This window comes from Kitasatospora sp. NPDC059599, from assembly GCF_042735125.1.
Taxonomy (GTDB): Bacteria; Actinomycetota; Actinomycetes; order Streptomycetales; family Streptomycetaceae; genus Kitasatospora.
Genome location: NZ_JBHWCL010000053.1, coordinates 5,259 through 30,578, shown reverse-complemented (window position 1 = coordinate 30,578; position 25,320 = coordinate 5,259). Strand labels below are relative to the sequence as shown.

At 74.2% G+C, this 25,320-nt stretch carries 23 protein-coding genes; 9 read left to right on the top strand and 14 right to left on the bottom strand.

The features are described from left to right. Positions 1 to 63 precede the first annotated feature (63 nt). The 3 genes from ettA to ACFV04_RS19900 all read left to right on the top strand — a co-directional run bounded on the left by ettA (position 64) and on the right by ACFV04_RS19900 (position 3,106). Positions 64 to 1,728 (top strand): energy-dependent translational throttle protein EttA, encoded by a 1,665-nt coding sequence (gene ettA, locus ACFV04_RS19910; RefSeq protein WP_360262381.1) that lies wholly within the window; start codon positions 64 to 66, stop codon positions 1,726 to 1,728. Between the two features lie 128 nt (positions 1,729 to 1,856). Beyond that, positions 1,857 to 2,369: an acyl-CoA thioesterase gene (locus ACFV04_RS19905; protein ID WP_380338804.1), complete on the top strand. Its 513-nt coding sequence runs from the start codon at positions 1,857 to 1,859 to the stop codon at positions 2,367 to 2,369. A gap of 44 nt (positions 2,370 to 2,413) precedes the next feature. Then, the gene (locus tag ACFV04_RS19900; RefSeq protein WP_380338806.1) at positions 2,414 to 3,106 is read left to right on the top strand and encodes a hypothetical protein; all 693 of its coding nucleotides are present in this window, start codon (positions 2,414 to 2,416) and stop codon (positions 3,104 to 3,106) included. 140 nt (positions 3,107 to 3,246) lie between these two features. On the opposite strand, the gene ACFV04_RS19895 is transcribed toward ACFV04_RS19900, so the two are convergent. The 10 genes from ACFV04_RS19895 to ACFV04_RS19850 all read right to left on the bottom strand — a co-directional run bounded on the left by ACFV04_RS19895 (position 3,247) and on the right by ACFV04_RS19850 (position 16,816). Then, a complete protein-coding gene (locus tag ACFV04_RS19895) occupies positions 3,247 to 3,651 on the bottom strand; it encodes a globin (protein WP_380338808.1) in 405 nt (134 codons plus the stop codon). 101 nt (positions 3,652 to 3,752) lie between these two features. After that, positions 3,753 to 4,898, bottom strand: coding sequence for an ABC transporter permease (locus tag ACFV04_RS19890; RefSeq protein WP_380338810.1), 1,146 nt, complete (start codon positions 4,896 to 4,898; stop codon positions 3,753 to 3,755). Beyond that, complete coding sequence (locus ACFV04_RS19885; protein WP_380338813.1) at positions 4,895 to 5,812, bottom strand: ABC transporter ATP-binding protein; 918 nt, start codon at positions 5,810 to 5,812, stop codon at positions 4,895 to 4,897. The genes ACFV04_RS19890 and ACFV04_RS19885 overlap by 4 nt, the downstream gene beginning before the upstream one ends. Before the next feature lie 156 nt (positions 5,813 to 5,968). Continuing rightward, the gene (locus tag ACFV04_RS19880; protein WP_380338816.1) at positions 5,969 to 7,252 is read right to left on the bottom strand and encodes an FHA domain-containing protein; all 1,284 of its coding nucleotides are present in this window, start codon (positions 7,250 to 7,252) and stop codon (positions 5,969 to 5,971) included. 73 nt (positions 7,253 to 7,325) lie between these two features. After that, positions 7,326 to 8,681, bottom strand: a complete 1,356-nt coding sequence (locus ACFV04_RS19875) for a VWA domain-containing protein (protein ID WP_380338819.1) — start codon at positions 8,679 to 8,681, stop codon at positions 7,326 to 7,328. 108 nt (positions 8,682 to 8,789) lie between these two features. Then, positions 8,790 to 10,109: a PP2C family protein-serine/threonine phosphatase gene (locus tag ACFV04_RS19870; protein WP_380338821.1), complete on the bottom strand. Its 1,320-nt coding sequence runs from the start codon at positions 10,107 to 10,109 to the stop codon at positions 8,790 to 8,792. Positions 10,110 to 10,112: 3 nt separating this feature from the next. After that, positions 10,113 to 12,731: a tetratricopeptide repeat protein gene (locus tag ACFV04_RS19865; protein WP_380530646.1), complete on the bottom strand. Its 2,619-nt coding sequence runs from the start codon at positions 12,729 to 12,731 to the stop codon at positions 10,113 to 10,115. A gap of 5 nt (positions 12,732 to 12,736) precedes the next feature. Continuing rightward, positions 12,737 to 14,098, bottom strand: coding sequence for a hypothetical protein (locus ACFV04_RS19860; RefSeq protein ID WP_380338827.1), 1,362 nt, complete (start codon positions 14,096 to 14,098; stop codon positions 12,737 to 12,739). 344 nt (positions 14,099 to 14,442) lie between these two features. Beyond that, positions 14,443 to 15,396 (bottom strand): glutamate ABC transporter substrate-binding protein, encoded by a 954-nt coding sequence (locus tag ACFV04_RS19855; RefSeq protein WP_380530643.1) that lies wholly within the window; start codon positions 15,394 to 15,396, stop codon positions 14,443 to 14,445. A gap of 22 nt (positions 15,397 to 15,418) precedes the next feature. Then, positions 15,419 to 16,816, bottom strand: a complete 1,398-nt coding sequence (locus tag ACFV04_RS19850) for a hypothetical protein (RefSeq protein ID WP_380530640.1) — start codon at positions 16,814 to 16,816, stop codon at positions 15,419 to 15,421. A 493-nt stretch (positions 16,817 to 17,309) separates the two neighbouring features. Between ACFV04_RS19850 and ACFV04_RS19845 the strand changes: the two genes are divergently transcribed. Both ACFV04_RS19845 and ACFV04_RS19840 read left to right on the top strand, forming a co-directional pair. Then, entirely contained in the window at positions 17,310 to 17,885 is a 576-nt protein-coding gene (locus tag ACFV04_RS19845) for a nucleosidase (RefSeq protein WP_380338836.1), read from the top strand. Positions 17,886 to 17,963: 78 nt separating this feature from the next. Then, on the top strand, positions 17,964 to 18,527 hold the full coding sequence (locus tag ACFV04_RS19840; RefSeq protein ID WP_380530637.1) for a DinB family protein: 564 nt from the start codon (positions 17,964 to 17,966) through the stop codon (positions 18,525 to 18,527). A 74-nt stretch (positions 18,528 to 18,601) separates the two neighbouring features. Here the strand turns inward: ACFV04_RS19840 and ACFV04_RS19835 are convergent, their stop codons facing one another. Next, positions 18,602 to 19,534: a sigma-70 family RNA polymerase sigma factor gene (locus ACFV04_RS19835; protein WP_380338841.1), complete on the bottom strand. Its 933-nt coding sequence runs from the start codon at positions 19,532 to 19,534 to the stop codon at positions 18,602 to 18,604. Between the two features lie 103 nt (positions 19,535 to 19,637). On the opposite strand from ACFV04_RS19835, the gene ACFV04_RS19830 reads away from it, so the two are divergent. Further along, positions 19,638 to 20,450, top strand: coding sequence for an SDR family oxidoreductase (locus tag ACFV04_RS19830; RefSeq protein ID WP_380530634.1), 813 nt, complete (start codon positions 19,638 to 19,640; stop codon positions 20,448 to 20,450). A gap of 88 nt (positions 20,451 to 20,538) precedes the next feature. Beyond that, positions 20,539 to 21,063, top strand: coding sequence for a hypothetical protein (locus ACFV04_RS19825; protein WP_380530631.1), 525 nt, complete (start codon positions 20,539 to 20,541; stop codon positions 21,061 to 21,063). A 12-nt stretch (positions 21,064 to 21,075) separates the two neighbouring features. Here the strand turns inward: ACFV04_RS19825 and ACFV04_RS19820 are convergent, their stop codons facing one another. Continuing rightward, a complete protein-coding gene (locus ACFV04_RS19820) occupies positions 21,076 to 21,672 on the bottom strand; it encodes a cysteine hydrolase family protein (protein ID WP_380530628.1) in 597 nt (198 codons plus the stop codon). A gap of 95 nt (positions 21,673 to 21,767) precedes the next feature. On the opposite strand from ACFV04_RS19820, the gene ACFV04_RS19815 reads away from it, so the two are divergent. Beyond that, on the top strand, positions 21,768 to 22,730 hold the full coding sequence (locus ACFV04_RS19815) for a GlxA family transcriptional regulator (protein WP_380530625.1): 963 nt from the start codon (positions 21,768 to 21,770) through the stop codon (positions 22,728 to 22,730). On the opposite strand, the gene ACFV04_RS19810 is transcribed toward ACFV04_RS19815, so the two are convergent. Beyond that, entirely contained in the window at positions 22,727 to 23,086 is a 360-nt protein-coding gene (locus tag ACFV04_RS19810; protein WP_380530622.1) for a hypothetical protein, read from the bottom strand. The two genes, ACFV04_RS19815 and ACFV04_RS19810, sit on opposite strands and share 4 nt — an antisense overlap. A 70-nt stretch (positions 23,087 to 23,156) precedes the next feature. On the opposite strand from ACFV04_RS19810, the gene ACFV04_RS19805 reads away from it, so the two are divergent. Further along, positions 23,157 to 23,939 carry an alpha/beta fold hydrolase gene (locus ACFV04_RS19805; RefSeq protein WP_380338852.1) on the top strand — a complete coding sequence of 261 codons (783 nt, stop codon included), beginning with the start codon at positions 23,157 to 23,159 and terminating at the stop codon, positions 23,937 to 23,939. A gap of 191 nt (positions 23,940 to 24,130) precedes the next feature. On the opposite strand, the gene ACFV04_RS19800 is transcribed toward ACFV04_RS19805, so the two are convergent. Next, on the bottom strand, positions 24,131 to 25,320 hold a 1,190-nt coding region (locus tag ACFV04_RS19800; RefSeq protein WP_380530619.1), incomplete at its 5' end, for a DUF885 domain-containing protein.

Below are 25,320 nucleotides of genomic sequence, written 5' to 3'. Positions count from 1 at the left end.
CGGGTGCGGCACAATGGAACGCTGAAACCCGAATTACTCCCGACGACGCCGGAGCGATCTCACGTGGCGGAATACATCTACACGATGCGCAAGGTGCGCAAGGCTCACGGAGACAAGGTCATCCTTGACGACGTGACGCTCAGCTTCCTCCCCGGAGCGAAGATCGGCGTCGTGGGCCCCAACGGCGCCGGTAAGTCCACCGTGCTGAAGATGATGGCCGGCCTGGAGCAGCCCTCCAACGGCGACGCCTTCCTCTCGCCCGGCTTCACCGTCGGCATGCTGCTCCAGGAGCCGCCGCTCGACGAGTCCAAGACCGTTCTGGAGAACGTCGAGGACGGCGTCAAGGAGATCAAGGGGAAGCTCAACCGCTTCAACGAGATCGCCGAGCTGATGGCGACCGACTACTCGGACGCGCTGCTGGACGAGATGGGCAAGCTCCAGGAGGACCTGGACCACGCCGAGGCCTGGGACCTGGACGCCCAGCTGGAGCAGGCCATGGACGCCCTGGGCTGCCCGCCCGGCGACTGGCCGGTCACCAAGCTCTCCGGTGGCGAGAAGCGCCGCGTCGCGCTCTGCAAGCTGCTGCTGGAGGCCCCCGACCTGCTGCTGCTCGACGAGCCCACCAACCACCTGGACGCCGAGTCGGTGAACTGGCTGGAGCAGCACCTGGAGAAGTACAAGGGCACCGTCGTCGCCGTCACCCACGACCGGTACTTCCTGGACAACGTCGCCGAGTGGATCCTGGAGCTCGACCGCGGCCGCGCCTACCCGTACGAGGGCAACTACTCGACCTACCTGGAGACCAAGCAGTCGCGTCTCAAGGTCGAGGGGCAGAAGGACGCGAAGCGCGCCAAGCGCCTCAAGGAAGAGCTGGAGTGGGTCCGCTCCAACGCCAAGGGCCGCCAGGCGAAGTCCAAGGCGCGTCTGGCCCGCTACGAGGAGATGGCGGCCGAGGCCGACAAGATGCGGAAGCTGGACTTCGAGGAGATCCAGATCCCGCCGGGCCCGCGTCTGGGCAGCGTCGTCATCGAGGTCGAGAACCTCAACAAGGCCTTCGGCGAGAAGGTCCTGATCGACGACCTCAGCTTCACCCTGCCGCGCAACGGCATCGTCGGCATCATCGGCCCGAACGGCGCCGGCAAGACCACCCTGTTCAAGATGCTCCAGGACATGGAGACCCCGGACAGCGGCACGGTCAAGGTCGGCGAGACGGTCAAGATCAGCTACGTCGACCAGTCCCGCTCCAACATCGACCCGAAGAAGACCCTCTGGGAGGTCGTCTCCGACGGTCTGGACTGGATCAACGTCGGCCAGGTCGAGATGCCGTCCCGCGCCTACGTGTCGGCCTTCGGCTTCAAGGGCCCGGACCAGCAGAAGCCGGCCGGTGTGCTCTCCGGCGGTGAGCGCAACCGCCTGAACCTGGCGCTCACCCTCAAGCAGGGCGGCAACCTGCTGCTCCTCGACGAGCCCACCAACGACCTCGACGTCGAGACGCTCTCCTCGCTGGAGAACGCCCTGCTGGAGTTCCCCGGCTGCGCCGTGGTCATCTCCCACGACCGTTGGTTCCTGGACCGGGTGGCCACCCACATCCTCGCCTACGAGGGCGAGAGCAAGTGGTTCTGGTTCGAGGGCAACTTCGAGTCCTACGAGAAGAACAAGATCGAGCGGCTCGGCGCCGACGCCGCCCGTCCGCACCGGGCCACGTACAAGAAGCTGACCCGAGGCTGACACCCAGCTGTCACGACGGCCCGGCAGACTGCCCTCCGGGGCGGCCTGCCGGGCCGCGGCCCATCGCCACCGTCCGTCGTCCGCGAGGAGACGGCGGCGGCGGGCGACCGGAACCGAGGAGAACACCCGTGGCTCGCCACATCTACGCCTGCCCGCTGCGCTGGTCCGACATGGACGCCTTCGGGCACGTCAACAACGTGGTCTTCCTGCGTTACCTGGAGGAGGCCCGGATCGACTTCATGTTCACCCAGGCCGCCGCGGCCGGCGCCGGGGAGTTCGCGGGCGGTTCGGTGGTGGCGCGCCACGAGATCGACTACAAGCGCCCGCTGGTGCACCGGCCGGAGCCGGTCACCGTCGAGACCTGGGTGACGAAGATCGGTGGCGCCGCGCTGACCGTCTCGTACGAGGTCAAGGACGTCGCGGAGGACGGCACCGAGACCGTGTACGTCCGGGCGTCCACCGTGGTCGTGCCCTACGACCTGGCCGAGGGCCGGCCGCGCCGGATCTCGCCCGTGGAGCGGGAGTTCCTCGGCCGTTTCATGGAGGAGCCCGCCGAGGCGAGGACCGCCGCGGTGCCCGCCGCGGCGAAGGCCGCCGTGCCCGCTGCCGCGAAGGCCGCCGCCGTGCCCGCCGCCGTCTGACCGCCGCCGACCGACCGCCACGTGATGATTCGAGCTGAGCTGCGTTGACCGTCACCGCCCGCCTCGCCCTGACCGACGCCGGGGAGGCCGCCGACCTCTCCGCCTTCCTGCTGCGCCTGCTGCGCTTCGACAAGGCGGCCGCGGTGCGCCTGCAGGCGGTGGGGCCGGGCGGCGGGGACGGTGTGCTGGCGGTCTTCGGGCGGCTGCCGCTGGGCGGTTCGGGCGCGCTGGCGATCCGGACCGCGCGGCTGGGCGGCCTCGACGAGGCGGTGGACCTGACCGTCTCGGCGGGGCGACTGCTGGACGGCGTGGACGACGAGGCGGGCAGCGTCGCGCTGCCCGCGCCGGTGACCGGCCCGGCCTGGGCCGGACTGCTGCCGCCGCGCACCGGCTGGCGGCCGGCCGGGGCCCCGCCGGTGGCCGAGGTGTACCCGGAACTCATGGCCGGGGTGCGGGAGTTCCGCGAGCGCAGCGAGGCCGTGCCGGTGCACCACCGGACCCGTGCGGTGCTGGACGCGCTGGCCGACGAGATCTGGTCCCGGCCGGTGTCCGTGCTGCCGGAGCTGCCGCTGCGGGCGGTGCACGCCGCGCACGTGATGGGCTTCCTGAAGCCCGGTGTGCCGCTCTCCGTGCACCGGGCGGGGGGCTGGCTGCGGCTGAGCGCCCCGGCGGGCTCGGTGGCGGTGCGCACCGTGGCCGCGCCGGGCGCGGGGCTGGGGCTCAGCCCGGTCGGGTAGCACGTCCGGTCCGACAGCACGCCCGATCGGCCGACGCGGCCGGGGCCGGCAGGATCCGCGGACGGCAGGATCCAGGGCCGACAGGATCCAGGGCCGGCACGATCCGGGGCCGGTGCGGCCCGGGAGGGCCGCCGCTCCGCTCAGCCCTCGGTGTTGATCATCGAGGCGGCGGCGTACGTCAGGTAGTCCAGCAACTGCCGCTCGTGGTCGGCCTCCAGCTCCAGACCCGCGACGGCTGCCCGCATGTGCTTCAGCCAGGCGTCGTGGGCCGCGCGGTCGACCTTGAACGGCGCGTGCCGCATCCGCAGCCGGGGGTGGCCCCGCCGGTCGCTGTAGGTGCGCGGGCCGCCCCAGTACTGCATCAGGAACAGCGCCATGCGCTCCTCGGCCGGGCCGAGGTCGTCCTCGGGGTACATCGGCCGCAGCAGTTCGTCCTCGGCGATGCCCTCGTAGAACAGGTGGGCCAGACGTCGGAAGGTCGGCTCACCGCCGACCTGGTCGAAGAAGGTCTCCTCGCTCAACGTGCCCCGCCGGATCTCTCTCACCCGACCATGGTCGCAGACGCCGACGGGGTCGTACACCAGGACCAAGGGCGCGGGTCCGGAGGCGTACGACCCCGTCGGGATCGACCGTCGGTGCGGGACCGTCAGACGTCCTCCCACTTGAACAGCTTCCAGGCGACCCCGGTCAGCGCCGCCGCGAAGAGCAGCAGGCCGCCCATGGTCGGCAGGGCGTCCATGACGCCGCCGCCGCGGGTCAGCACCGTCTGGGCGGACTCGACCAGGTAGTGCAGCGGCATGACCTTGGAGACGGTCTGCAGCCAGCCCGGGGCGCCGTCCAGCGGGAAGAACGAGCCGGACAGGAAGGACATCGGCAGCACGATGACCTGGGAGATGCCGTTGGCTGCCTCCTCGGTCTTGGCGACCGAGCCGGCCAGCAGGCCGATCGACATGAAGGCGAGCGTCGCGCAGGCCACCAGCGGGATGATCAGCCACCAGTTGCCGGTGAGCTTGAGCCCGAAGAAGCTCGTGGCGACGACCAGGAAGACGGCGCTCTGCAGGAGCGCGGTCAGCAGCGAGACCACGACCCGGGAGCTGATGACCGTGCCCGCGCTGATCGGGGCCAGCCGCAGTCGGCGCAGCACCTTGGTCTTGCGCCAGTTGACCAGCGTCAGCGCGGCGCCGAACACCGCGCCGGTGGCGACGGCCCAGCCGAGCAGGCCGGGGGTGAGGAACTGGATCGGCTTGAGCGACTTGTCCTCGACCTGCTGGGCGTCCAGCACGTAGGCCGGCGGCTGGCCGGTGGCCGCCTGGTTGGCGCTCTGGACCACCGAGTCGAGGATGCCCCGGAGCGCGCCGGCGCGGACCGTGTCGGCGGCGCTGTAGCGCAGCTCGACCTTGCCGTCCGGGCCCTGCGTGATCATCGCGTCGAAGTCGCCCTTGCGGACCTTCTCCAGCGTGGCCGCCTCGTCGTCGGCCCTGGTGATGGTGAGGACCTCGTTCAGCCCGGACCGGGCGTCGCCCTGCATCGAGTCGAACAGCTTCACCGCGCCGACCTGGGCCACCTTGGCGTGCGGGCTGCCGGCGCCCTTGGTCACGGTGCCGAAGAAGACCAGGAACACCAGCGGGAAGAGCAGGATGAAGAAGGTCGCGGTGCGGTCGCGCTTCATGCCGAGCAGCATCGCGCGGGACAGGCTCCAGAACGCGCTGACCCGCTCCCGCTCGCCGGTGGCGCCGGCCGGACCGCCCCGCTGGGCGGGGACCTTCGGCTCGGTGGGGGTGGTGGCGGTCATGCGCGGAACTCCCGTCCGGTCAGCTGGAGGAAGACGTCCTCCAGGGTGGCGCCGCGCACTTCGAGGCCGCGCAGCGCGTTCTGCTCGGCCAGGACGCTGAGCACCGGGCCCGGAAGGCGGGTGGAGACGGAGAGCGAGACGGTGTCGTCCTCCAGGGTGGCGATGTCGGCGCCGCCCGCGGTCAGCAGCTCGCGGGCCCGGTCGACCGGCAGCTGGCCGGAGGCCACGCTGATCCGGACGGTGTCGTCGATCTCGCGGATCAGCGCCGCCGGGGCGCCGGTGTGCAGGATCTTCCCGTGGTCCATGATCGAGACCCGGTCGCAGAGGACCTCGGCCTCGTCCAGGTAGTGCGTGGTCAGCACGACCGTGCGGCCCTCGGCGTTGATGTCGCGCAGGAGGTCCCAGAGGTTGCGCCGGGCCTGCGGGTCCAGACCGGTGGTGGGCTCGTCCAGGAAGACGAGCTCGGGGTCGTGGGCGAGCGCGCAGGCGATCGACAGGCGCTGGGCCTGGCCGCCGGACATCTGGTCGGTCAGGGTCTCGGACTTGTCGGCGAGACCGACCCGCTCCAGCATCGCGTCGGCCCGCTTGGGGCCGACCCCGTAGAACGACGCGAAGGTGCGGATGGTCTCCCGGGCCGTCAGTTTCCGGAAGAAAGCGGAAGCTTGGAACTGCACGCCGATTCGCGGCAGCAGCTTCGGATTGCGCGGCCAGGGAGCCATCCCCAGCAGCTCGACCCGGCCCTCGTCCGGTTGACGGACGCCTTCCAGGATCTCCATGGTCGTGGTCTTCCCGGCGCCGTTGGGGCCCAGGATCCCGTAGAACTCGCCGGCCTCGACGGTGAGGGACACCCCGTCGACGGCCTGCACATCCCCGTACCGCTGACGGATGCCGTCGGCGGATATAGCTGCAGTCATGTGCCCTGAGAATAGGGGTTCCGGGGCGTCCTGTGCACACCGTGGACCGGGATTTGGGGATTCTTTGAGGAATCGGGAAGAAAGGCCGGGCCGGGCGAAATGTTGAATTCCGCCCGGCCCGGCCGGAGTTGTCGCTGACGCGCACTCAGGGATGTGTCAGGCGCGGTGCACCGTGATGGTCGTCCAGGCGCCGATGTGGATCCGGTCACCGTCGTTCAGCGGCACCGCGGTGTGCGGGGCGACCGGCTCCGCGCCGCCGTTCATGGTGGTGCCGTTGGTCGAGTCCTGGTCCACCAGCACCCAGCTGCCGTCCGCCTGCTCGGCGAGCAGCGCGTGCTGGTGCGAGGCGCCCGGGTCCTCCGGGGGGACGGACAGGTCGATCTCCGGCACGGTGCCCCGGTGCTGGCTGCGCCGGCCGATCCGCAGCTGGCCGCGGCCGGTCAGCGGGATACGGCGCTCGGGGCAGTACGGCGGGAAGAACAGGCCGGCCGCCTCGGGGCCGCTGCGGGCCATCATGTCGGTGAAGTAGTCCCGGTCGGCCGCGACCACGGCGATCCAGGTGGTCCGCACCGGCTCGGCCGGGGCGGCCTCGTGCTGGGGGTGCTGCGGCTGCGGCGGGGCGAGGTGGAAGGACGTGCCGAAGTCGCCGCCGCGGTTGTTCGGGCCGGGGCCGGCCGGCTGGGCGTACACCGGGCCGGAGTCCTCGCGGACCGGGGCCTCGGGGAACGCGGCCTCCGGCGCCGTCCCCTGCTGCCCGCCGACGGGCGGGTAGCCGTAGGTGTGCGGCTGCGCCGGGGCCTGCGACTGCTGCGGGACGGGCGGGGCGACGGCCTGCCGGCCGGGGGCCTGCTCGTGCGACGCCTGCTCGTGCGGCGCCTGGCCGTACGGGGACTGTGGCTGCTGCGGGGCGCCGCCGTACGCCGCCGGGATGTTCAGCGGGGGCGGCTGGGCCGGGCCGGGCGCGGGCGCGCCGGCGGCCGGGGCCTGGCGGTGCGAGGGCGTGGAGAGCTCGTAGTCGTAGCCGCACTCCTCGCAGAACCGGCCGGTCTGCGGGCTGCGGCAGATCGGGCAGACGGTCAGGCCCTCGGTGAGGCCCTGCGCTGCCGCGTGGCCGGCGGGCGGGTAGGCCCCGGGCGGCGGGTAAGCGCCGGGGGGAGGGTAGGCGCCCGGCGGGGGCGTCGGGCCCGCGGGCGGGAAGGGCGCGGGCGGCGGCGGGGGCACGGCCCCGGGCGGCGCGGTCGGGGGAACCGGCGGCGGGCCGTAGGGCGCACCGCCGTGCTCCGGGTGCCCGGCGGGTGCGCCGGGTGCGGGTCCGGTGCCGGGCGCACCCGGGTAGCCCCCGTGGGCGCCCGGGGCCGGGGCCGGCGGGGTCATCGGGAAGCCGCAGAAGTCGCACCAGTCCTCGGCCTGCGACTCGTGGCCCCTCGGGCAGATCGGCATCAGGTCCCCCTCGTTTCGGGCCGGCTCGGTGCGGCGCCGCGCCGGGGTGCCGGCCCGGTCACGTCTTCAGCGGTCACTTCTTCACACGTACCGTCTTGGTGGACCGGGTCTCGAGGGTCATCGAGTCGGCCTCGCTCACGTTCTTACGGAACCGAACCGTACCCTCCTTCGGGTCCACCACGTCCACCACCTTCTGCAGGAGCTTGAACGTGCCTTCGTTCCCGGTCGCGTGCGCGATCCGGACGGCGGCGCCCAGCTTGGCGGTGGCGCGGTCGACGTCGCCGGCGCGGTGGGCCTCCAGGCCCTCCTGGATGGAGGAGGCGAGCTCGGCCTGCCCGGTGTAGTGGGCGACCTGCGGGCTGATCCGGGTGGAGGACGCCAGGTCGTCGGTCCAGACCGCCTTGACCAGGCCCTGGCTGAGCACCTCGGGGGTGCCGCTGCCGACCTGCGGGGGCAGCACCAGGCTGATCCGGGCGGCGAGCATCTCGCTGCCGACCACGGCGGCCGGGACCTGCACGCAGACGTGGTAGTCGCGGCTCTCGTCGCCCCAGGAGCCGGTGGGGTAGTCGCCGGCCCGGGGCCCGGCCTCGGTTCGGCGGGCGGTCAGGTCCTCGACGGCGGGGGCGACCTGCTTGACGAACTTCACGGTGGCGTTGGCCGGGGTCCAGATCCGCAGCGCGACGTCGGCGACCTGCTTGCCCATCGCGCCGGCCATCATCGAGCGGAAGTCCTCGGCGAGGCCGGAGGGCTCGGCGACGATGTCGACGGTGCCGAGCAGCGCCGAGGAGATCGTGCGCAGTTCGTCGATCCGCCAGTCGGTGCCCACGCCTCGGCAGTCGGCGGTGAAGTGGCCGCTGACCCGTTCGACGGTGCGGGCCAGGTCCTCCGCCGACTCGTGCTCGTTGTTGCCGTCGGTGAGCAGGATGGTGTGCCGGATGGCGATGTCGCGGCGGGTCAGGAAGAGCTTGTCGGCCTTGGCCAGCCAGGTGCCCATCGCGGTGCCGCCGGCCGCGGTGAGGCGGCGCAGCGACTCCTTGGCCTGCTCGCGGGTGGCGGCGGAGGCGGTGGCGAGGGTGCCGTCGCCGGGGTAGATGTCGCGGGCCTCGTGGGTGCCGGCGACCACCGCGAAGGCGGTGCCGTCGCGCAGCGCGTCGATGGCGGCGGCGGTGGCCTCCCGGGCGCCGTTGATCTTGCTCTTGGGGTAGTCCATCGACCCCGAGCAGTCCACCAGGACCACCACGGCGGTGGCCGCCTCGGCCCCGGCCGGTCCGGCGTCGGCGATCCCGAGCGGGCGGCCGCCGGAGGTGCCTCCGCCGGTCGAGGTGACGGTGACGATGGCGTTGACCTCGCGGGCGCCGTCGGCCAGGTACTCGTTCTGGAAGATCTCCACGTCGAACCTGGGCAGGTTCGGCTTCGCCAGTGTTGCCATGGGGCGGTCGGCTCCCGTCGGGTGAGGGGGTGGATGCGATCAGGACGCGGGGCGGTCCGCCGGCCGGGCCGGCGGACCGTGGCGCAGGGCCGGCGGCCGGACGGCGGGTCAGGCCGTCGGCGGGTGCGGCGGCAGCGGCGGGACGGGCGGCGGGACGGGCGGTGCGGCGGGCGGTGCCGGCGGGACCGCCGGCGGTGCGGGCGGTACCGGCGGTGCCGGGGGCAGCGGGGCGGCGGGGGAGCCGATCACCGGGATGTCCGGCAGGGTCGGGTCGTGGTCCTCGTCGTCCTCCGGGACCGGGCGCGCGGCCGGCCCCGGGCGCTCCAGCACCGGCAGGTCCAGCGCCGTGGGGGTCGGGTCGGCCTCCTCGACGGGCACGGCGGGCGGGTCGATCGGCAGCACCGCGACGGTGATGTTGTCGTGGCCGCCGGCGGCGACCGCGAACTTCACCAGGGTCTGGGCTGTCGCCAGCGGTTCGGCGCGGGCGTCCGGGCGCACGTAGTAGGCCAGGTCGGTGGCCGCCTCGGCGTAGTTCCACAGCCCGTCGGTGCAGATCAGCACCACGCCGGGGACGTGCGGGGTGAAGTCGAGGGTGTGCGGCACGACCTCCTCGGCGTCGGCGCCGAGCCAGCCGGTGATCGCGTGCGCGCGCGGGTCGGCGTAGGCCTCGGCCTCGCTCATCAGCCCGGCCTCGACCATCCGGGCCGCCCAGGAGTCGTCCTGGGTGAGTCGGAAGGGCTCGGCGGCGGCGCGGTCGTCCGGGATCCAGTACGCGCGGGTGTCGCCGACCCAGCCGATGGTGACCCGGCTGCCCACCGCTATCGCGCTGACGAAGGTGCAGGCGGGCGCGTTGAGGTCGGGCCGGGTGGGGCCGGCGCCGTCGGTCGCCAGGTCGGCGACGGCCTTGGCGGCGTCGGCGACGGCCGAACGCATCGCCTCGTTCGGGTCCCGGCCGGCCTCCAGCGAGGTCAGCAGCGACTCGGAGGCGGCGTCGACGGCGGTTGCCGAGGCCTCGTCCGGGCGGTCGGAGGAGGAGACGCCGTCGCACACCACGGCGACCACGACCGGTTCGCCGCCGGGCAGCGAGCTCGCGGCGACGGTGAAGCTGTCCTCGTTGCGGTGGTGGCGCACGCCGCGGTCGCTGACCCCGGCGACGCCCGCGAGCGCCTTCTCCATGTGGTCGCGCGGGCGCGGCTGGGCGCCGCCGCAGCCCTCGCAGTAGCCGTCCGCGGTGACCTGCGGCTGCCCGCAGTGCACGCAGACCGGTCCGCGTTGCTGCGGTACGGCCTCACCCCGGGCGGCGGCCCAGCCCGCGGGCATCGCGCCCGGGGCGGCCCGGCCGTCCCGACCGGCCCCGCAGGAGCCGCAGTAGGCGTCCTCACGGTCCATCGGCTCGGAACAGCTCGGGCACTCGGTCTGCTGCGGCATCGGCTACACCCACGTCCTGGGACGGGCACGGTTGGCCCGCTCCACCATCTCGATCCTGATCTCCGCCCGGTCGGCCAACCGGGCGAGTACCCGGTAGGACTGTTCCAGGGCGAAGCGCAGTTCCCGCTCCTGTGCGGGACGTCCCAGTACCACCAGGTCGGCGGTCGGCCCGGCCCCGGCCGACCCGGCGCCGATCCAGCCGAGGGCCGCGCCGAGCACCTCGACCGAGAGCTCCTCGCGGCGGCGGTCGTCCAGCCGCAGCGCGGTCAGCTGAGCGGAGCTCGCGCCGAGGTCACCGGCCAGTTCGTCGGTGGCGGGGCGCTCGCGCAGCCGGGCCCGGACGGCGGCGATCCGGGCGGCGGTGTACTGGCTGGAGGTGGCCGGGACGGACTCCAGGACGCGGACCGCGCCGGAGCGGTCGTCCTCGGCGAGCCGGACCCTCGCCAGCCCGAAGGCGGCGCTCAGGTAGGCCTGGTCGGTGGCCCACACCAGCCGGTAGAACTCGGCCGCGTCGCCGCTGTCGCCGAGCAGTTCGGCGCAGATGGCGAGGGCCAGCTTGGGCGCGGCCTCGCCGGGGAAGGCGTCGTAGACCGCGTCGAAGGCCTCGGCGCCGGCCCGCAGGGCCGTGTCCCGTCCGTCCGCCTCGGGGTGCTCGGGGTCCGCCGCCCGGGGCGGGCCGGCCGGTTCGTCGCCGCCCTGGTCCGGGCAGGCCCCGACCAGGGCGGTCAGGCCGCGGTACCAGACCACCCGCCAGTCGTCCGGGTGGTCCCGCTCCAGCTCGTCGAGGCGGGTCGCGGCGTCGCGGTGGCGGCCGAGTTCGAGCAGGGCGCGCAGTTCGCGCAGCCGGCTCTCCACCGAGACGACGGGCGCGCCCGCCAGGGCGACGAGCGCCTCCTCGGGGTCGGGGGAGAGCAGGGTGGCGAGGAAGCCGGCGTTGGGGTCGCTCGGGTCGACCCGGGGGATGGGCAGGGCGAGGGCGGCGCCGGCCGGGTCCAGGCCGGCCACCCGGAGCTGCCCGGCCTGTTCGGTGGGCAGCACCAACTCGGTGTCCACGACGCGCAGTTCGGGGCCGAAGAGGGTGGAGGGTGCCGGGTAGGGGCGGTCGTTCTGGAGGGCCAGGATCTCCCGCAGCACGCCGGTCAGCTGGTCGGCCATCTCCTCGGCGGAGGAGAAGCGGCGGGCCGGGTCCGGGTCGGTGGCGCGCACCAGCAGGCGGTAGTAGGACTCGTACCGGGCGAAGACCTCGACGTCCTCCGGCCCGGGCAGTGAGTCGCGGTGGATGCCGCTGTAGCCCTGGAAGTCGAAGGTGAGCACCGCGAGGGTGCGGGCCACGGTGTACAGGTCGGAGGCGGGGGAGGGGCCGTCGGTGGCGATCTCCGGGGCCTGGTAGCCGATGGTGCCGTAGATCGGGCCGTCGTCGTCGTGGCGGCGGACGGCGCCCATGTCGATGATCTTGAGCGTGTCGCCGCTCTGGATCGCGTTGTCGATCTTGAAGTCGCAGTACACCAGGCCCCGGCCGTGCAGGTAGCCCAGGGCGGGCAGCGCCTCCAGGGCGTACGCGATCGCCTGCTCGACCGGCAGCGGCTCGCGCCGGCCGTCCGGGGTGCGGCGGTCGTTGGCGATGTCCTTGAGCGACTTGCCGCCGACGTACTCCATGACGATGTAGCCGTCGGTGGCACCGGTGCGCAGGTCCGGGTGCTCGGCGAAGTTGATGATCCGGACGATGTTCGGGTGGTCCACCTCGGCCAGGAAACGCCGCTCGGCGACGGCCGCGGCCAGCGCGTCCTCGTCCCCGGTGTCCAGCAGGCCCTTGAGGACCACCCACTTGTCGTCGAGCCGCCGGTCCACCGCCAGGTAGATCCAGCCGAGCCCCCCGTGCGCCAGACAGCCCACCACCTCGTACTGCCCGCCGACCAGGTCCCCCCGGCGCAGCTTGGGCGTGAACGAGTACGGCGTGCCGCACTTGGTGCAGAAGCCGTCCGGGCGGCCCGGGCGGCCGTTCTTCTCCCGGCCCACCGGGGCCTCGCACTTGGAGCAGAACCGCTTGCGCTCGGGCACCTCGGGATTGGCCAGCACCGCCGCGGCCGGATCGGCCGTCTCGACGGTCGGCACGGTGACCAGGCCGGCGCCCAGCCGGTTGCGGGTGCCCGCGCTGCTGCTGCCCCGGGTGGAACGCACCGAGACCGAGCGGCTGCTGCCGGTGCGGGTCGAGCGGTGCGAGCGGGAACGGCCGGACATCGAGCGGGCCGAGCCGCTGCGGGTCGAGCGGACCGAGCCGCTGCGCCCGGAGGCCGCGGAGGAGACCCGGGCGGACGGGACGTAGGGCTGGGTGACGCCGGTGTCGGGGCCGGGCGGGGTGAGGCCGCACTCGTCGCAGTAGCCGTCCGCGTCGACGGTGCCGGAGCAGTCGCGCGGGCAGGCCGACCCGGGGCCGACGGCACCGGCCCCCGCCGGCGCTCCCGTCGCCGGCCCGGCGGCTGTTCCTGCTGCCGTCCCCGCCGCGGACGCCCCGGCCGTCACGGTGGTCCCGCCCGCCGGGGCCAGCCCGCACTCGTCGCAGTAGCCGTCGGCGTCGATCCGGCCGCTGCCGGAACAGTCAGGCCGTACGCACGTCTCGCCCATCAACCTCAGCCCCCCTGAACCTGTCCGTCGACCGGCGCCTGGCCGGCCGCCTCCTGAGCCTGCGCGGCCTCGGTCTGGGCCGGCCGCAGGGACTGCTGGAACCGGGCCACCGCGGCGGCCGCCGCCCGCAGGTCGCACGGCGCGCTCCACAGCAGCCAGCGCGCCTTCTCGTACCGTTCGATCACTTCCGGGTCCTCGGAGACCCCCAGCCGGGCCGCCATCGCCTTGTAGGCGTCCAGCCGGCCGCGCAGCTCGGCGCGGACGGCCAGCGGCTGGGTCACCTCGGTGAGGGACTGCCGGGCCCGGCCCAGCTCCTTGGCGGCGGCGTCCTCCAACGCGTCCAGCAGCGGCGCCAGCCGGCCCCACTGCCCGGCCTGGCGCAGGTCCAGCGCCGCGACGATCCGCTCGCGCAGCGCCGAGGCCGGGCCGGGCACCGCCGGGACGTCACTGGCCGCTATCTTCGCCAGCACCTCGCCGCGCGCCCGGCGGGCCTCGGCCAGGGTGGCGTCGGCCCGCTGGAGCAGGTCGCCGACGCCCTGCAGCCGCTCCTCGGCCTCGTCGCGCAGCCGCAGCAGGTCCTCCAGCTCCAGCCGGACGCCGTCCAGCGCCCGCCCGGCCCGGTCGAACCGCTCGGTGTCGACCACCCCGGCGGGGCCGGCGAAGGCCGAACCCTCCGGGACCGTGCCGCGCTGGGCGGGCACCCGGGCCGGGCGCCACAGCGCCAGCGGGTCCCCGTGCACCTCGGTGCGCAGTTCGGTGAGGTCCTTCTCGATCGCTACCAGGTCGTCGGCCAGCGGGTGGCCCCCGGCCCGCACGCCGAGCGACCCGGCCAGCGTCCGCACCCGGTGGAGCTCGGCCAGCAGCAGGTCGATCCGGGCCGGCAACGCGGACCAGACCGCGTCGGCGGCGCTGACCACCTCCAGCACGGTCGCGTACCAGGAGTTCATCCGGGTCATCAGCGCGTCCAGGCTGATCCGCTCGACCAGCTTGGCGGGCGCGCCGAGCAGGTGCGGACCGTCCGGCACCGCACCGCCCGGAACGGTCACCGCGTCACCGGTCAACAGCTCGCTCAGTTCGGCGAGTTCGGGTCCGCCGGGCTTGGCCTTGCGGGCCCGCACGGCGCGTGCCGAGGCCAACGCCTCGGAGTAGCGGTCGAACAGCGCCCAGAGCAGCGGCAGACCCTTCCCGGCGACCGACCAGCGCTCCAGGGTGCGCCCGGACAGCTCGGCGCCGTCCAGCAGCCGCAGGCCCGGGTGGTCCTGCAGGGCGAGCAGCGCCGACTCGACCGCGTCCCGCTCCGCGCCGAGGCGCGCCAGCGCGCGGTCCACCTCCTCCCGGCTCAGTACCGGGCCAGCCGATGCCGCCACCGCGGTGTCCTTCCTTCCTCGCGTGCGATCCCGACGCGTACGACGGGCGATCCCACGACAACCCCCCTGTCCACCACGGGTCTCCCCGCGGTGATCGTCCCGAACCCTAGCCGGTGACCGTTCGGGCGGAACGGGCGCGGGGCGTCAAGACGGTGTCAACGCCCCGGGCCCGTGCCGCCCGAACGGTGCCCCGGCGCGGTCGTTCGTGTGGTCGTCCGTGCGCCCCCGGTCGGCCTCCGGGCCCGCCTCCCGGTCCGCCTCCTGTTCCCCTTCCCGGGCGCGTCCCCCGGTTCGGACCGGGCTCCTTCCCGCGTTCGGTCCCCGGCCCCTCCCGCGTTCGGTCCTCAGCGCGTGCCGGGCCAGTAGTGGTCGGCGTCGTTGAGCATGTACGGCTTGAGCCAGTGCTCGTACGAACGGGCCCAGTCGCCGCGCGCGTAGTAGTCGGCCAGCACCTGGTTGACCCGGGCGGTCAGGTCCGGGCTCTCCTTCAGCATGGCGACGCCGATCACCTCCGGCTGCGCCTCGCCGTCCACGATCCGCACCGTCTGGTCCTGGGCGGCCTGGCCGGCCGCCAGGCCGTTGTCGGTCATGACGGCGTCCGCCTTGCCGAGCTGCAGCAGTACCAGGCAGTCCAGCTGGTTCCCGACGGTGACGACCTGTCCGGCGGTCTTCATGCCGTTGACCACGGTCTGGGCCGTGGAGCCGTCGGCGACGCAGACCGTCCGGCCCTTGACCGCGTCGTCGATGGTCTTCGCCGGGGAGGCCTTGGGCACCAGGACGCGCTGGGTGATGTTGAAGTACGGCTTGGAGAAGGCGACGTCCTCCATCCGCTTGCAGTTGATCGTCATGGTGCGGACGATCAGGTCGACCCGGCCCTTCTTGATCGCGTCGATCCGGTCGGCCGTCGCCACCGGCTTGAGCACAACCTTGTCCGGGTCGCCGATGATCGCCGCGCCGATCGCCCGGGCCAGGTCGATGTCGAAGCCCTCGATCTGGCCGGTGTTCGGGTTGCGGGCGCCCCAGCGGTAGCTGTTCTGGTCGACGCCGATCACCAGGCTGCGCTTGGCCTTGATGGCCTTCACGGCCGGCCCGTCCTCGGTGCTCGGCGGCACGCTCTTGGTGACGTCGCAGGTGTCGGCGGGGCCCTCCTCCTGCTGCGCCGCCCGGGGCGCGGCGCCGGCGGCGGTCGTGGTCGTCGGCGCGGCGCCGACCGGGCCGCCCCCGGCGAGCACCGCGGCGCCGGCCGTCAGCAGTGCCAGGGCGGCGAAGGGCCTGGTCCGTACGGTTCTCGTGCGCATCTGTCCGTTTCCCCCTTGCCCGTTACCGGTACTCGGCCAGTCGTCGGCCCAGGCCCCGCAGCGCGGCGGCCGCGGCCACCAGCCCGAGCAGCGCGGCCGCGACGGCGGCGGTGCGCAGGTCCCCGCCGGTGCCCTTCGCGGACTGCTCGAACCGGCCCTGCTCGATGTCGGCGGCCCGGGCGAGCGCCCGGTCGGTGGCGTTGAAGGCCGCGTCGGCGGTGTGCGCGTCGGCCGCGGCCGCCACGGTCGCGTCCAGGGCGCCCTGGTAGTTCGCGTCGTCGACCTCCAGCTTCCGGGCCTCGTTGTGCCGGTCGTGCCACTCGTCGAACTGCTGCACCGCGTCCCGGACGTCCGGCTGGGCGGCCGCGGGCGCGAGCCGGACGGCCTCCGGGAGCGAACCGGTGCGCCGCTCCAGCGGATCGCCCTTGACCGCGGCCCCGTCCAGGTGTTCGGTGGCCTTCGTCCACTGGTCGGCGTACTTGGTGGTGGAGCCGCGGGCGACCAGGTGCAGGTTCTCCGAGAGCCGGGCGGTCAGCACGTCGACCCGGGCGTAGTTGAGCGACCGCAGCGGGGTCGCGCCCTCGCTGTCGCTGCGCTTCAGCGCCGCGTTGGTGGTCAGCCCGGCGACGGTGAGCCAGAGCGCCCCGGCCAGCACGGCGGCGGTGGCGCCCAGCAGGCCGACGTTGAACACCCGGTTGGTGCGGCGGAACAGCGTCAGCTGCACCCAGCCCAGTGCCGCCAGGGTGATCAGTGCCAGGCCGTACGCCCCCCACGGCACCGACTTGGCCGCCGCGTAGTCGTTCGCCAGCTCGTCGTTCTCGGTGGCGGCCAGCTCCGCGGCCGCCGGCAGCAGGACGGTCTGCATCTGCTCGGAGGCGTACCGCAGATAGGCGCCGCCGAGCGGGATGCCCTGCCGGTTGTCGGCCCGGGCCGTCTCCACCAGGCCTGCGTACACCGGGAGTTGCTGGTTCAGCCGGGCGAGCGAGTCCTGTGCGGGAGAGGTCGCGGTGGTCCGGGCGGCGGCCTGGGCGACCAGCTCGGCGGCCGTGGCGAGGTCGTGCTCGTAGCGGTCCCGGACGTCCTTCGGCTCGGCACCGGCCAGCAGGAAACCGGTCGCGGCCGTGGTGGCGGCGTCGGCCAGGTTGCGGTGGATCTCGGCGGCGTCCCGACTGAGCGGCTGACTGTACGAGACCACCCGGTCGGCGGCCTGCGCCCTGGTCTCCAACTGCCAGGCGGTGAGCCCGCCGAACGCCACCGTCGCCACCGCGAGCACCACCCCGGCCAGCCGCAGCCGGCCGGGCGCCGTCCGGGTGGCCTGCGCGAGCCGGGCGCGGACGCCGGTGGGGGCGAGCACCCCGGAGCGCCGGGCCGGCACCACGCCCGGGACGGCCGCCGGGGGCGTGCCGGGCTTCACGAGCACCGGCGCGCCGCCCCCCGCGGCCGGTGGTCCCGACGGCCGGTCCGGCCGTGCCGGGTTCGCGGCGCCCGGAGCGCCGTTGCCTACTGGTGTCGCCACCCGCCTCATCCTCCCCTGGGGCCGGACCCGTTCCCCTGGGCCCGGCCGATGGCAGCAGTATGGCCGCGACTCCCCCCGGCCACACCTGACTTGCGCCGATCTTGAGCATGTCGTGCACGGTTTCCGCACGCCTCCGCACGGGTCGCACGCGCGTCCCGGGCCGTCCGCTCGCCCGTTCGCTCGCCCGTCCGCCGCTCCGCCGCCGCCCGGGTCGCCGTCCGGTCGCGGTCCGGTCGTCGTCCGTGCCGTGATCCACGGCGTCGCCCGTGTGGAGAGGTGGCGAACCGTCCGACGCTGGCCGCACCCTACGCGGTTCCCCCGACAGGCGGAGCGCGGGGCTCCGTTCGTGGGCGCGCGCTCCCGGGTGCGGCACCCCCGTGCTCCGTACGATGGACACATGCGCCTGCTTGGAACGATCTCGCCCGACCGTCCGCTGCTCGTCGTCGCCGTCCGCGAGGAGGCCGCCCACCTGGACGACCGACTGCCCGTGCTGCTCACCGGGATCGGGAAGGTCAACGCCGCCGCCGCCCTGGCCGCCGTCCTCGCGCACGGGCAGAAGCCCGCCGAGGTGATCAACCTGGGCACGGCCGGCGCGCTGCGCCCCGGCTGGGAGGGCACCCACCACGTGGTCCAGGTGATCCAGCACGACCTCGACACGGCCGCCCTGCAGGCACTCACCGGACGCCAGTACGGCGCCCCGCTGGTCATCGGCAAGGGCGACGGGCCGGTCCTGGCCACCGGCGACCTGTTCGTCTCCGACCCGGCCGCCCGCGACCGGCTCGCCGAGCACGCCGACCTGGTCGACATGGAGGGCTACGCCGTCGCCACCGTCGCCCACCGGGCCGGGGTGCCGGTGCGACTGGTCAAGCACGTCAGCGACGAGGCGGGGGAGGGCGCCGGGCACAGCTGGCGGGAGTCGGTCGACGACTGCGCCCGGCACCTCGCGGACTGGGTCGCGGCGCAGGGTTGGTGACGCCGGCCGGTGGCGGCGATCGGTGACGGACGTTCAAACCCCGTGTTCCGCAGCGCGGGTGATAGCTAGGGTGGCGCGGTGACAGAGAACACCGAGAACGCCGGGAGCGCCGCGGCCACCGCGGCCACCGCGGCCACCGCGCCGAGCAAGCTCACCGACACCCGCCCGCCGAGCACCAACGCGGACGAGCCCACCACTCTGCTGGCCTTCCTCGACTACCTGCGCGGGGCGGTGATCGCCAAGGTCGAGGGGCTCTCCGACGAGGACGCCCGCCGCCCCGGCGTCGCCTCCGGCACCAGCCTGTTGTGGCTGGTGCGGCACCTGACCGTGGTCGAGCACAACTGGTTCGCGTGGGCCTACCGGGGCGAGGGTGAGAAGCCGCGCGCGTCGGACGACGTCCCGCTGGACGGCGCGACCGTCGCCGGCGAGGTCGCCGCCTACCGCGACGCGATCGCCCGGTCCAACGCGGTGGCGGCGGCCGCCCCGGACCTCGACCGGCCGGGCGTGCGCTCCCTGCGGCCGGACGCCGCCGAGGGGCCGTCGCTGCGGTGGGTCCTGGTCCACATGATCGAGGAGACCGGGCGGCACGCCGGGCACGCGGACATCATCCGCGAACAGCTGGACGGCGCGGTCGGGCGCTGACCGCGGCCGGGCGGGAGCGGGAGGGCGGTCGCCCGCCCGCCCCACTCCCGCCCGCTCCGGCCCGCTCCGGGCACCTACCGGTCGCGGAAGTCCGAGAGGTCCAGCGCGGCCAGCCGCTCGGGGTCGGTGAGCACGTCGATCGCGACGATCGCGCCGTCCACGACCGTGAACGCCATGACCGACAGCGCCCGCCCGTTGTCGCCGATCACCACGGCCCCCGCCGTGCCGTTGACCAGCGCCGGGCGGGCGAACGGCGACAGCGTGCCCCACAGGACGGCCTGGCCGGCCACCGTGGCGGCGCCCGAGAGCACCACCGTGTGCCGGGCCAGCACCGCCCCGCCGTCCGAGCGCAGCACCACGTCCGGGTCGAGCACGGCGACCAGCGCGTCCAGGTCGCCGTCGCGGGCGGCCGCGAAGAAGGCGTCCACGGCCAGCCGCTGCCGCCCGAGGTCCGGGTCCGGCGCGGGCGCCTGCCCCTGCACCTTGCGGCGGGCCCGGCTGGCCAGCTGGCGGGTCGCCGCCGCCGTCCTCTCGATCAGCGGGGCGATCTCGTCGAACGGCACGGCGAACAGGTCGTGCAGCACGAAGGCGACCCGCTCGGCCGGCGACAGCGACTCCATCACCACCATCAGCGCCAGCCCCACCGAATCCGCGAGCATCACCTCCTGCTCGGGGTCCGCCACGCCCTCGCGCCGCAGCAGCGGGTCCGGGATACGCGGCGGCCCCGGCTCGCCGCCCGGCCCGGCCGGCTCCAGCGGCTCCTCGCGGCGCAGCGCGCGGGTGCGCAGCAGGTTCAGGCAGACCCGCGAGACCACCGTGGTCAGCCAGCCGGCGAGGTTCGCCACCTCCGAGGTGTCGGTGCGGTCGTACCGCAGCCACGCCTCCTGCAGGGCGTCCTCGGCCTCGCTGACCGACCCGAGCATCCGGTACGCGACCGCGCGCAGGTGCGGGCGCTGCTCCTCGAAGAGCACGGTCCGGGCAGATTTCTCGTCCACCGCGTCGTCCACGTGTCACGTTCCTTCGTCGCCGGGGGTCAGGGCAGCAGGAGCCACCCAACAACGGCTGCGGCGGGGAGATCAACTCCCCGCCCGGGACGAATCGGAGACGACCGTGACGAACAACCCGGCGAACGGTGGGCCCGCGGCGGACGGCCTCGTGCTCGTCACCGGCGGCACCGGCACCCTCGGCCGGCAGGTCGTACCGCTGCTGCGCGCCGCCGGGCGGCCGGTGCGCGTGCTCAGCCGGCACGAGCGCCCCGCCGCCGACGGCGTGTCCCACGCGTGCGTCGACCTGCTCGGCGACCCCGCCGAGACGGCCGCCCGGCTGGACCGGGCACTGGCCGGCGTCGACACCGTGCTGCACCTCGCGGGCGGCCCGAAGGGCGACGACGCCGCCACCCGGCTGCTGGTCGCCGCCGCCCGGCAGGCCGGCGTGCGGCACCTGGTCCACATCTCGGTGATCGGCGCGGACCGGATCCCGCTCGGCTACTTCCGCGCCAAGCACGCCGCCGAGGAGGCGGTGGCCGGTTCCGGCCTGCCGTACACGGTCCTGCGGGCCGCCCAGTTCCACGACCTGGCGTTCACCGTCGTCGAGAAGCTGGCGAAGCTGCCGGTCGTCCCCGCGCCCGGCGGCGTCCGCTGGCAGCCCGTGGACGTGCGCGAAGTCGCCGCCCGGATGGTCGAACTGGCGCTGGCCGAACCGGCCGGGGCGGTGCCCGACCTGGCCGGCCCCGCCGTGTACGAGATGCGCGAGCTGACTTGCCGGTACCTGCAGGCCCGGGGCCGCAGCCGTCGGCAGCTGCCGGTACGGGTGCCGGGCAAGGTCGGGCGCGCCTACCGGGCCGGGGACAACCTGGCCCCGGCCGGGGCGGAGCACGGGCGGCGGACCTGGGAGGAGTTCCTGGCGGAGCGGCTGGCGGCCTGAGCGCCGCCGGCCGGGCGGCCCTCCGCCCGTGTGGTGGGGGCGTGCGGGCGGCCCGGGGCTGTCGGCGGTGCGCCGTAGGGTGGCCGCCATGTCCCTCCTCGACGCGATCCGCGCCAACGACACCGCGGCCGACTACCTGACCTGTACGGGCGAGTTCGACCCCTCCCTGCGCTACGAGCACGTCGAGGAGGTGGTGCTCGCCTCCGGTGAGGCCCTGGAGCCGGTCGCCAAGGACGGCGGGGGCGGCACCTACTTCCTGTGCGGCGAGGGCGGCGAGGAACGGCCCGTCCTGTACGCCGACTCCGAGGGCGGCGCCGCCCTGCTGGCCGTCGGGGTGCCGGAGCTGGTCCGGCTGCTGCTGGCCGTGCCGTGGTGGCGGGACTGCCGGCGGCTGACGGTGGAGGAGAGCGCGGAGGCCGCCAAGGACTACCTGGAGGAGGAGCCCGGGCACTACGCCGACCGGGACGCGGCCGCCGCCGCGCTCGGCCTCGAAGTCCCGTCCGAGGCCGAGGCGCTGGCGCGGCTGCGGGAGGTCGCGTTCGGTCTCGGGGCGTCGTACGTGCTGCTCAACGCCGAGGAGGGCAACGCGTACGAGCCGCTGCTCCGGGCCTGAGCCTTCCGGCCCTCAGGCCTTGGCCGCCACCAGTACCTGCTCCGTCGTCACCACCTTGGCGAACCGCATCGCGTGCAGCACCGTGCCCGTGGCGCGGGCGAGTTCGGCCGCGGTGAGCGTGGTGCCGTCGGGGCCGGTCATGTCGAAGGCGTGCATGGCGTCGGTCGGGAAGATCGCGTCGTAGCCGAGGTTGCCGGCCATCCGGGCGGTGGTCTCGTTGCACACGTTGGTGATGATCCCGGTGACGACCAGCTGGCGGGCGCCGCGCTCCTGCAGCCAGGCGTGCAGGTCCGGGGTGCCGTAGAAGGCACTGTTGACGGTCTTGGTGATGTGCAGGTCCGGGGTGAGCCCGGCGACGAAGTCCTTCAGCTCGTACCCCGGCGTGCCCGGGACCAGCGGCCCGGCCGCGGAGGCGTGCTGCACGGTGACGACCGGGCGGCCGGTGGCCTGCCAGGCGGCGATCAGCTCGGCCATCCGCTGCTCGGCCTGCGGGTTGTCGCGGGGACCCCAGTACTCGTGGTCCTCGAAGCCCTTCTGGACGTCGATGAGCAGCAGGACCGCGTCGGGGTCGAGGGTGAGCGGGGCGTCGAAGGCGTCGGTGTTCGTCATGTGTCCATCGTGCTCGGGTGGGTGCCGGGGCCGTGAGAGGCAGAGATGTCACCCATCGATAGGTTTCTGCCACCGGTCTGCCGTAGGGTCCTGCCATGCGAACCGTGGGTTGCCTGATCTTCGACGGCGTCCGGACCTTCGACTACGCGGTGATCGGCGAGGTCTGGGCGAACCGGACCACCCGGCCCGGACTGCCCGCCTTCGACCTGCGGGTCTGCGGCCCCGACGGCGCCCGGGTACGGCTGGGCGGCGGACTGGAACGCGTCCCCGACCACGGACTGGCCGCGCTCGCCGACTGCGACCTGGTCGTCGTCCCGGGCGTCGAGGACCCGGGCGCCGACCGCGACCCCGCCCTCCTCGCCGCCCTGCGGGCCGCCCGCGATCGGGGCGTCCCCATCGCCTCGCTCTGCGCCGGCGCCTTCGTCCTCGCCGAAGCCGGCCTGCTCGACGGCCGCGAAGCCACCACCCACTGGGCCCTCGCCCCCGAACTCGCCCGCCGCTTCCCCGCGGTGACGGTCCGCCCCGAGGTGCTCTTCACCGGCGGCGACGGCCTGTGGACCTCGGCCGGCGTCGCGGCCGGCATCGACCTCTGCCTCCACCTCGTCCGTACCGCGCACGGCCAGCAGACCGCCGCGGCCATCGCCCGCTCCATGGTGACCGCCCCCTTCCGGGCGGGTGGCCAGGCCCAGTTCATCCCCACCCCGGTCCCGGCCCCCACTGCCGACGACCCGCTCTCCCGTGTCCGGGCCGAGGTCCTCGCCTCCCTCGACACCCCCTGGACCGTGCCGCGCATGGCCGCCGCGGCCCTGATGTCCGAACGCACCTTCGCCCGCCGCTTCACCGCCACCACCGGCACCACCCCGACCCGCTGGCTCCTCGACCAGCGCGTCCTCACCGCCCAGCGCCTCCTGGAGGAGACCGACCTCCCCGTCGACACCGTCGCCACCCGCTGCGGCTTCACCTCGGCCGTCTCCCTCCGCCCGGTCTTCACCGCCCGGGTCGGCGTCGCCCCGCGCGAGTACCGCCGGGCCTTCCGCGGGCGGGAGGAGGAGGACTAGGGCGTGCCGGTCGGGGAGGGGGACGGCGAGTCGGGCGGAGGGATCAGGCAGGGCGTGCGGACGGCGAGGGAGATCCGGTTGTGCCCCTTCGTGCTGTCCACGTCCACCACGTACCGGCTGCTCGGGTGCCGTGCGGAGAAGGCGGCGATCGGCTGGGCGGAGGGGCTGTCGGCCGAGTTCTCCCGGTACTCGGTGACCTTGAGTCCTTCGCCGGTGAGCAGGTCCCGGACCTTCCGGAGGACGTCGTTCTGCTGGTCGTCCGGGACGTCGGCGTGGACGGCGTGGAACAGCGTGCAGCGGCCGTCCGACGCGTGCTCGGGTGTTGCCTCCCGGGGTTGGACGATTGTCTTGCACATATGTCTTGCACATTCGTGTGAATCGGGCGTACGGTCGTCCCATCAGCCGCTGCGCGAGGGGGAACCAGGAATGAACGACGTCGTCCGCGAGGAACTGGTCATCGAGGGCCGCCGCTTGTCCTACCTGGACTTCGGTGGGACCGGCCGGCCGTTGGTGGCGCTGCACGGGCACCTGTCGGAGGGGGCGGTGTGGGGGCGGCTCGCGGCTGAACTGGGTGGCGGGTGGCGGGTGATCGCGCCGGACCAGCGGGGACAGGGGGAGTCGGAGCGGGCCGGGGACTACTCGCGGGAGGGCTACCTGGCCGACCTGGAGGCGTTGCTGGACCACCTGGGGCTGGAGCGGGTGGTGCTGGTGGGGCACTCGCTCGGCGGGATCAACGCCTACCAGTTCGCCGCCCGGCACCCCGGGCGGGTCGAGGCGCTCGTGAACGTGGAGGCGCCGGTGGTGCTCGGGCTGGAGGGGCCGAACCCGCTGGCCTTCCTGCTGGGGCTGGCGTACAGGGCGCCGAGCCGGGAGGAGTTGGTCGCCGGGCTCGGGCCCGCGGCGCCGTTCTTCGCGGACCGGCTGCGGCAGGACGCGGACGGCGGCTGGCGGCTGCCGTTCCACCCGGAGGACATGTACGACTCGGAGGAGCTGGTCCACGGCGACCACTGGGCGGACTGGACGGCGAGTGACTGCCCCGCGTTGCTGGTGCGCGGCACCGAGGGGGTCGTGCCGGCCGGGCAGGCGGCTGAGATGGTCGCCCGCCGGCCCGCGACGGTGGCCGTCGAGCTGGCCGGCGACCACCTGCTGCCGGTCACCGCCGCCGACGAACTGGCGTGCACGGTTCGGGAGTTCCTGGAGTCCCGGTGATCCGGTGGGGAGGGGTGGATCCGGTGGGGAGGGGTGGCGGCCCTCAGCGCCGCCACCCCTCTTGCCTTCTCGGCACCCGGGTGGCACTTCGTTGAGCCAAACCCCACGGTGGGGTGAAAGCAGGTGGGGATCTCCGTGGGGTTCGGCGAAGGTCCTGCGACGTTCCTCGGACGCGGGTCCGACATCGGGTCCTAGAGTGCGGCGAGTTCGCCGGTCAGGTCGTCGAGGCCGAGGGATCCCTGGGCGAGCGCCTTCATGTGCCAGGTCTTGAGGTCGAAGGCGGCGCCCTGGCGGCGGCGGGCGGCTTCGCGGCCCTGGAGCCAGGCGCGTTCGCCGAGCTTGTAGCCGATGGCCTGGCCGGGCCAGCCGAGGTAGCGGACGATCTCGCTGTCGCGCAGTTCGGCGGGGCTGCCGTTGTAGGTGGCCATGAACTCGGTGGCGAGTTCCGGGGTCCAGCGTTCGCCGGGGTGGAAGCCCGAGTCGGCGGGGACGGCCAGGTCGAGGTGCATGCCGATGTCGATGATCACGCGGATGGTGCGCAGCATCTGTTCGTCGAGGAAGCCGAGGCGGTGGGCGGGGTCGTCGAGGAAGCCCAGCTCGTCCATGAGGCGTTCGGAGTACAGCGCCCAGCCCTCGACGTTGGCGCTGACCATGCCCAGGGTGGTCTGGTAGCGGCTGAGCCGGTCGGCGAGGGCGACCCATCGGGCGAGTTGCAGGTGGTGGCCGGGGACGCCCTCGTGGTACCAGATGCTGACGAGCTGCCAGGTGGGGAAGGAGTCCCGCCCGAGGGTGGGGAAGTAGGTGCGGCCGGGCCGGCTGAAGTCCAGGCTGGGGCTGGAGTAGTACGGCGAGGCCGCGCTCCCGGCCGGGGCGATCTTGGACTCCACGCGGCGCAGCGGGCCGGTGATGTCGAAGTGGGTGCCGTCGAGGGCGGTGATCGCCCCGTCCATGAGCTGCTGCAGCCAGTCGCGGACCGCTTCCTCGCCCTCGACCGCGTGCCCGTTCCGTTCCAGGTGGTGCATCGCCTCCAGGGCTCCGGCACCGGGCAGGACGCGGTCGGCTTCGGTGCGCATCTCGGCGGCGGTGCGGTGGAACTCCTCCCAGGCCCACGCGTAGGCCTCGTCCAGGTCGGGTTCGGCGCCGGTGTGGTGGCGTACGGCGATCCGGTAGCGGTCGCGGCCGGCGGCGTCGGGGGTGCCGAGGGTGGCCGGCGCGTAGGTGTCGCGCAGCCAGTCGCGGAACCCGGCGACGGCGGCGGTGGCCCGGACGGCGACGGCGTCCAGTTCGCCGCGCAGCCGTTCGGGGCCGGGGGAGACGAAGTCGGTGAACCACCCGGCGGTTCCGGCGTCCTCGCCGGTCCAGGCGGTCAGCTGGTCGATGA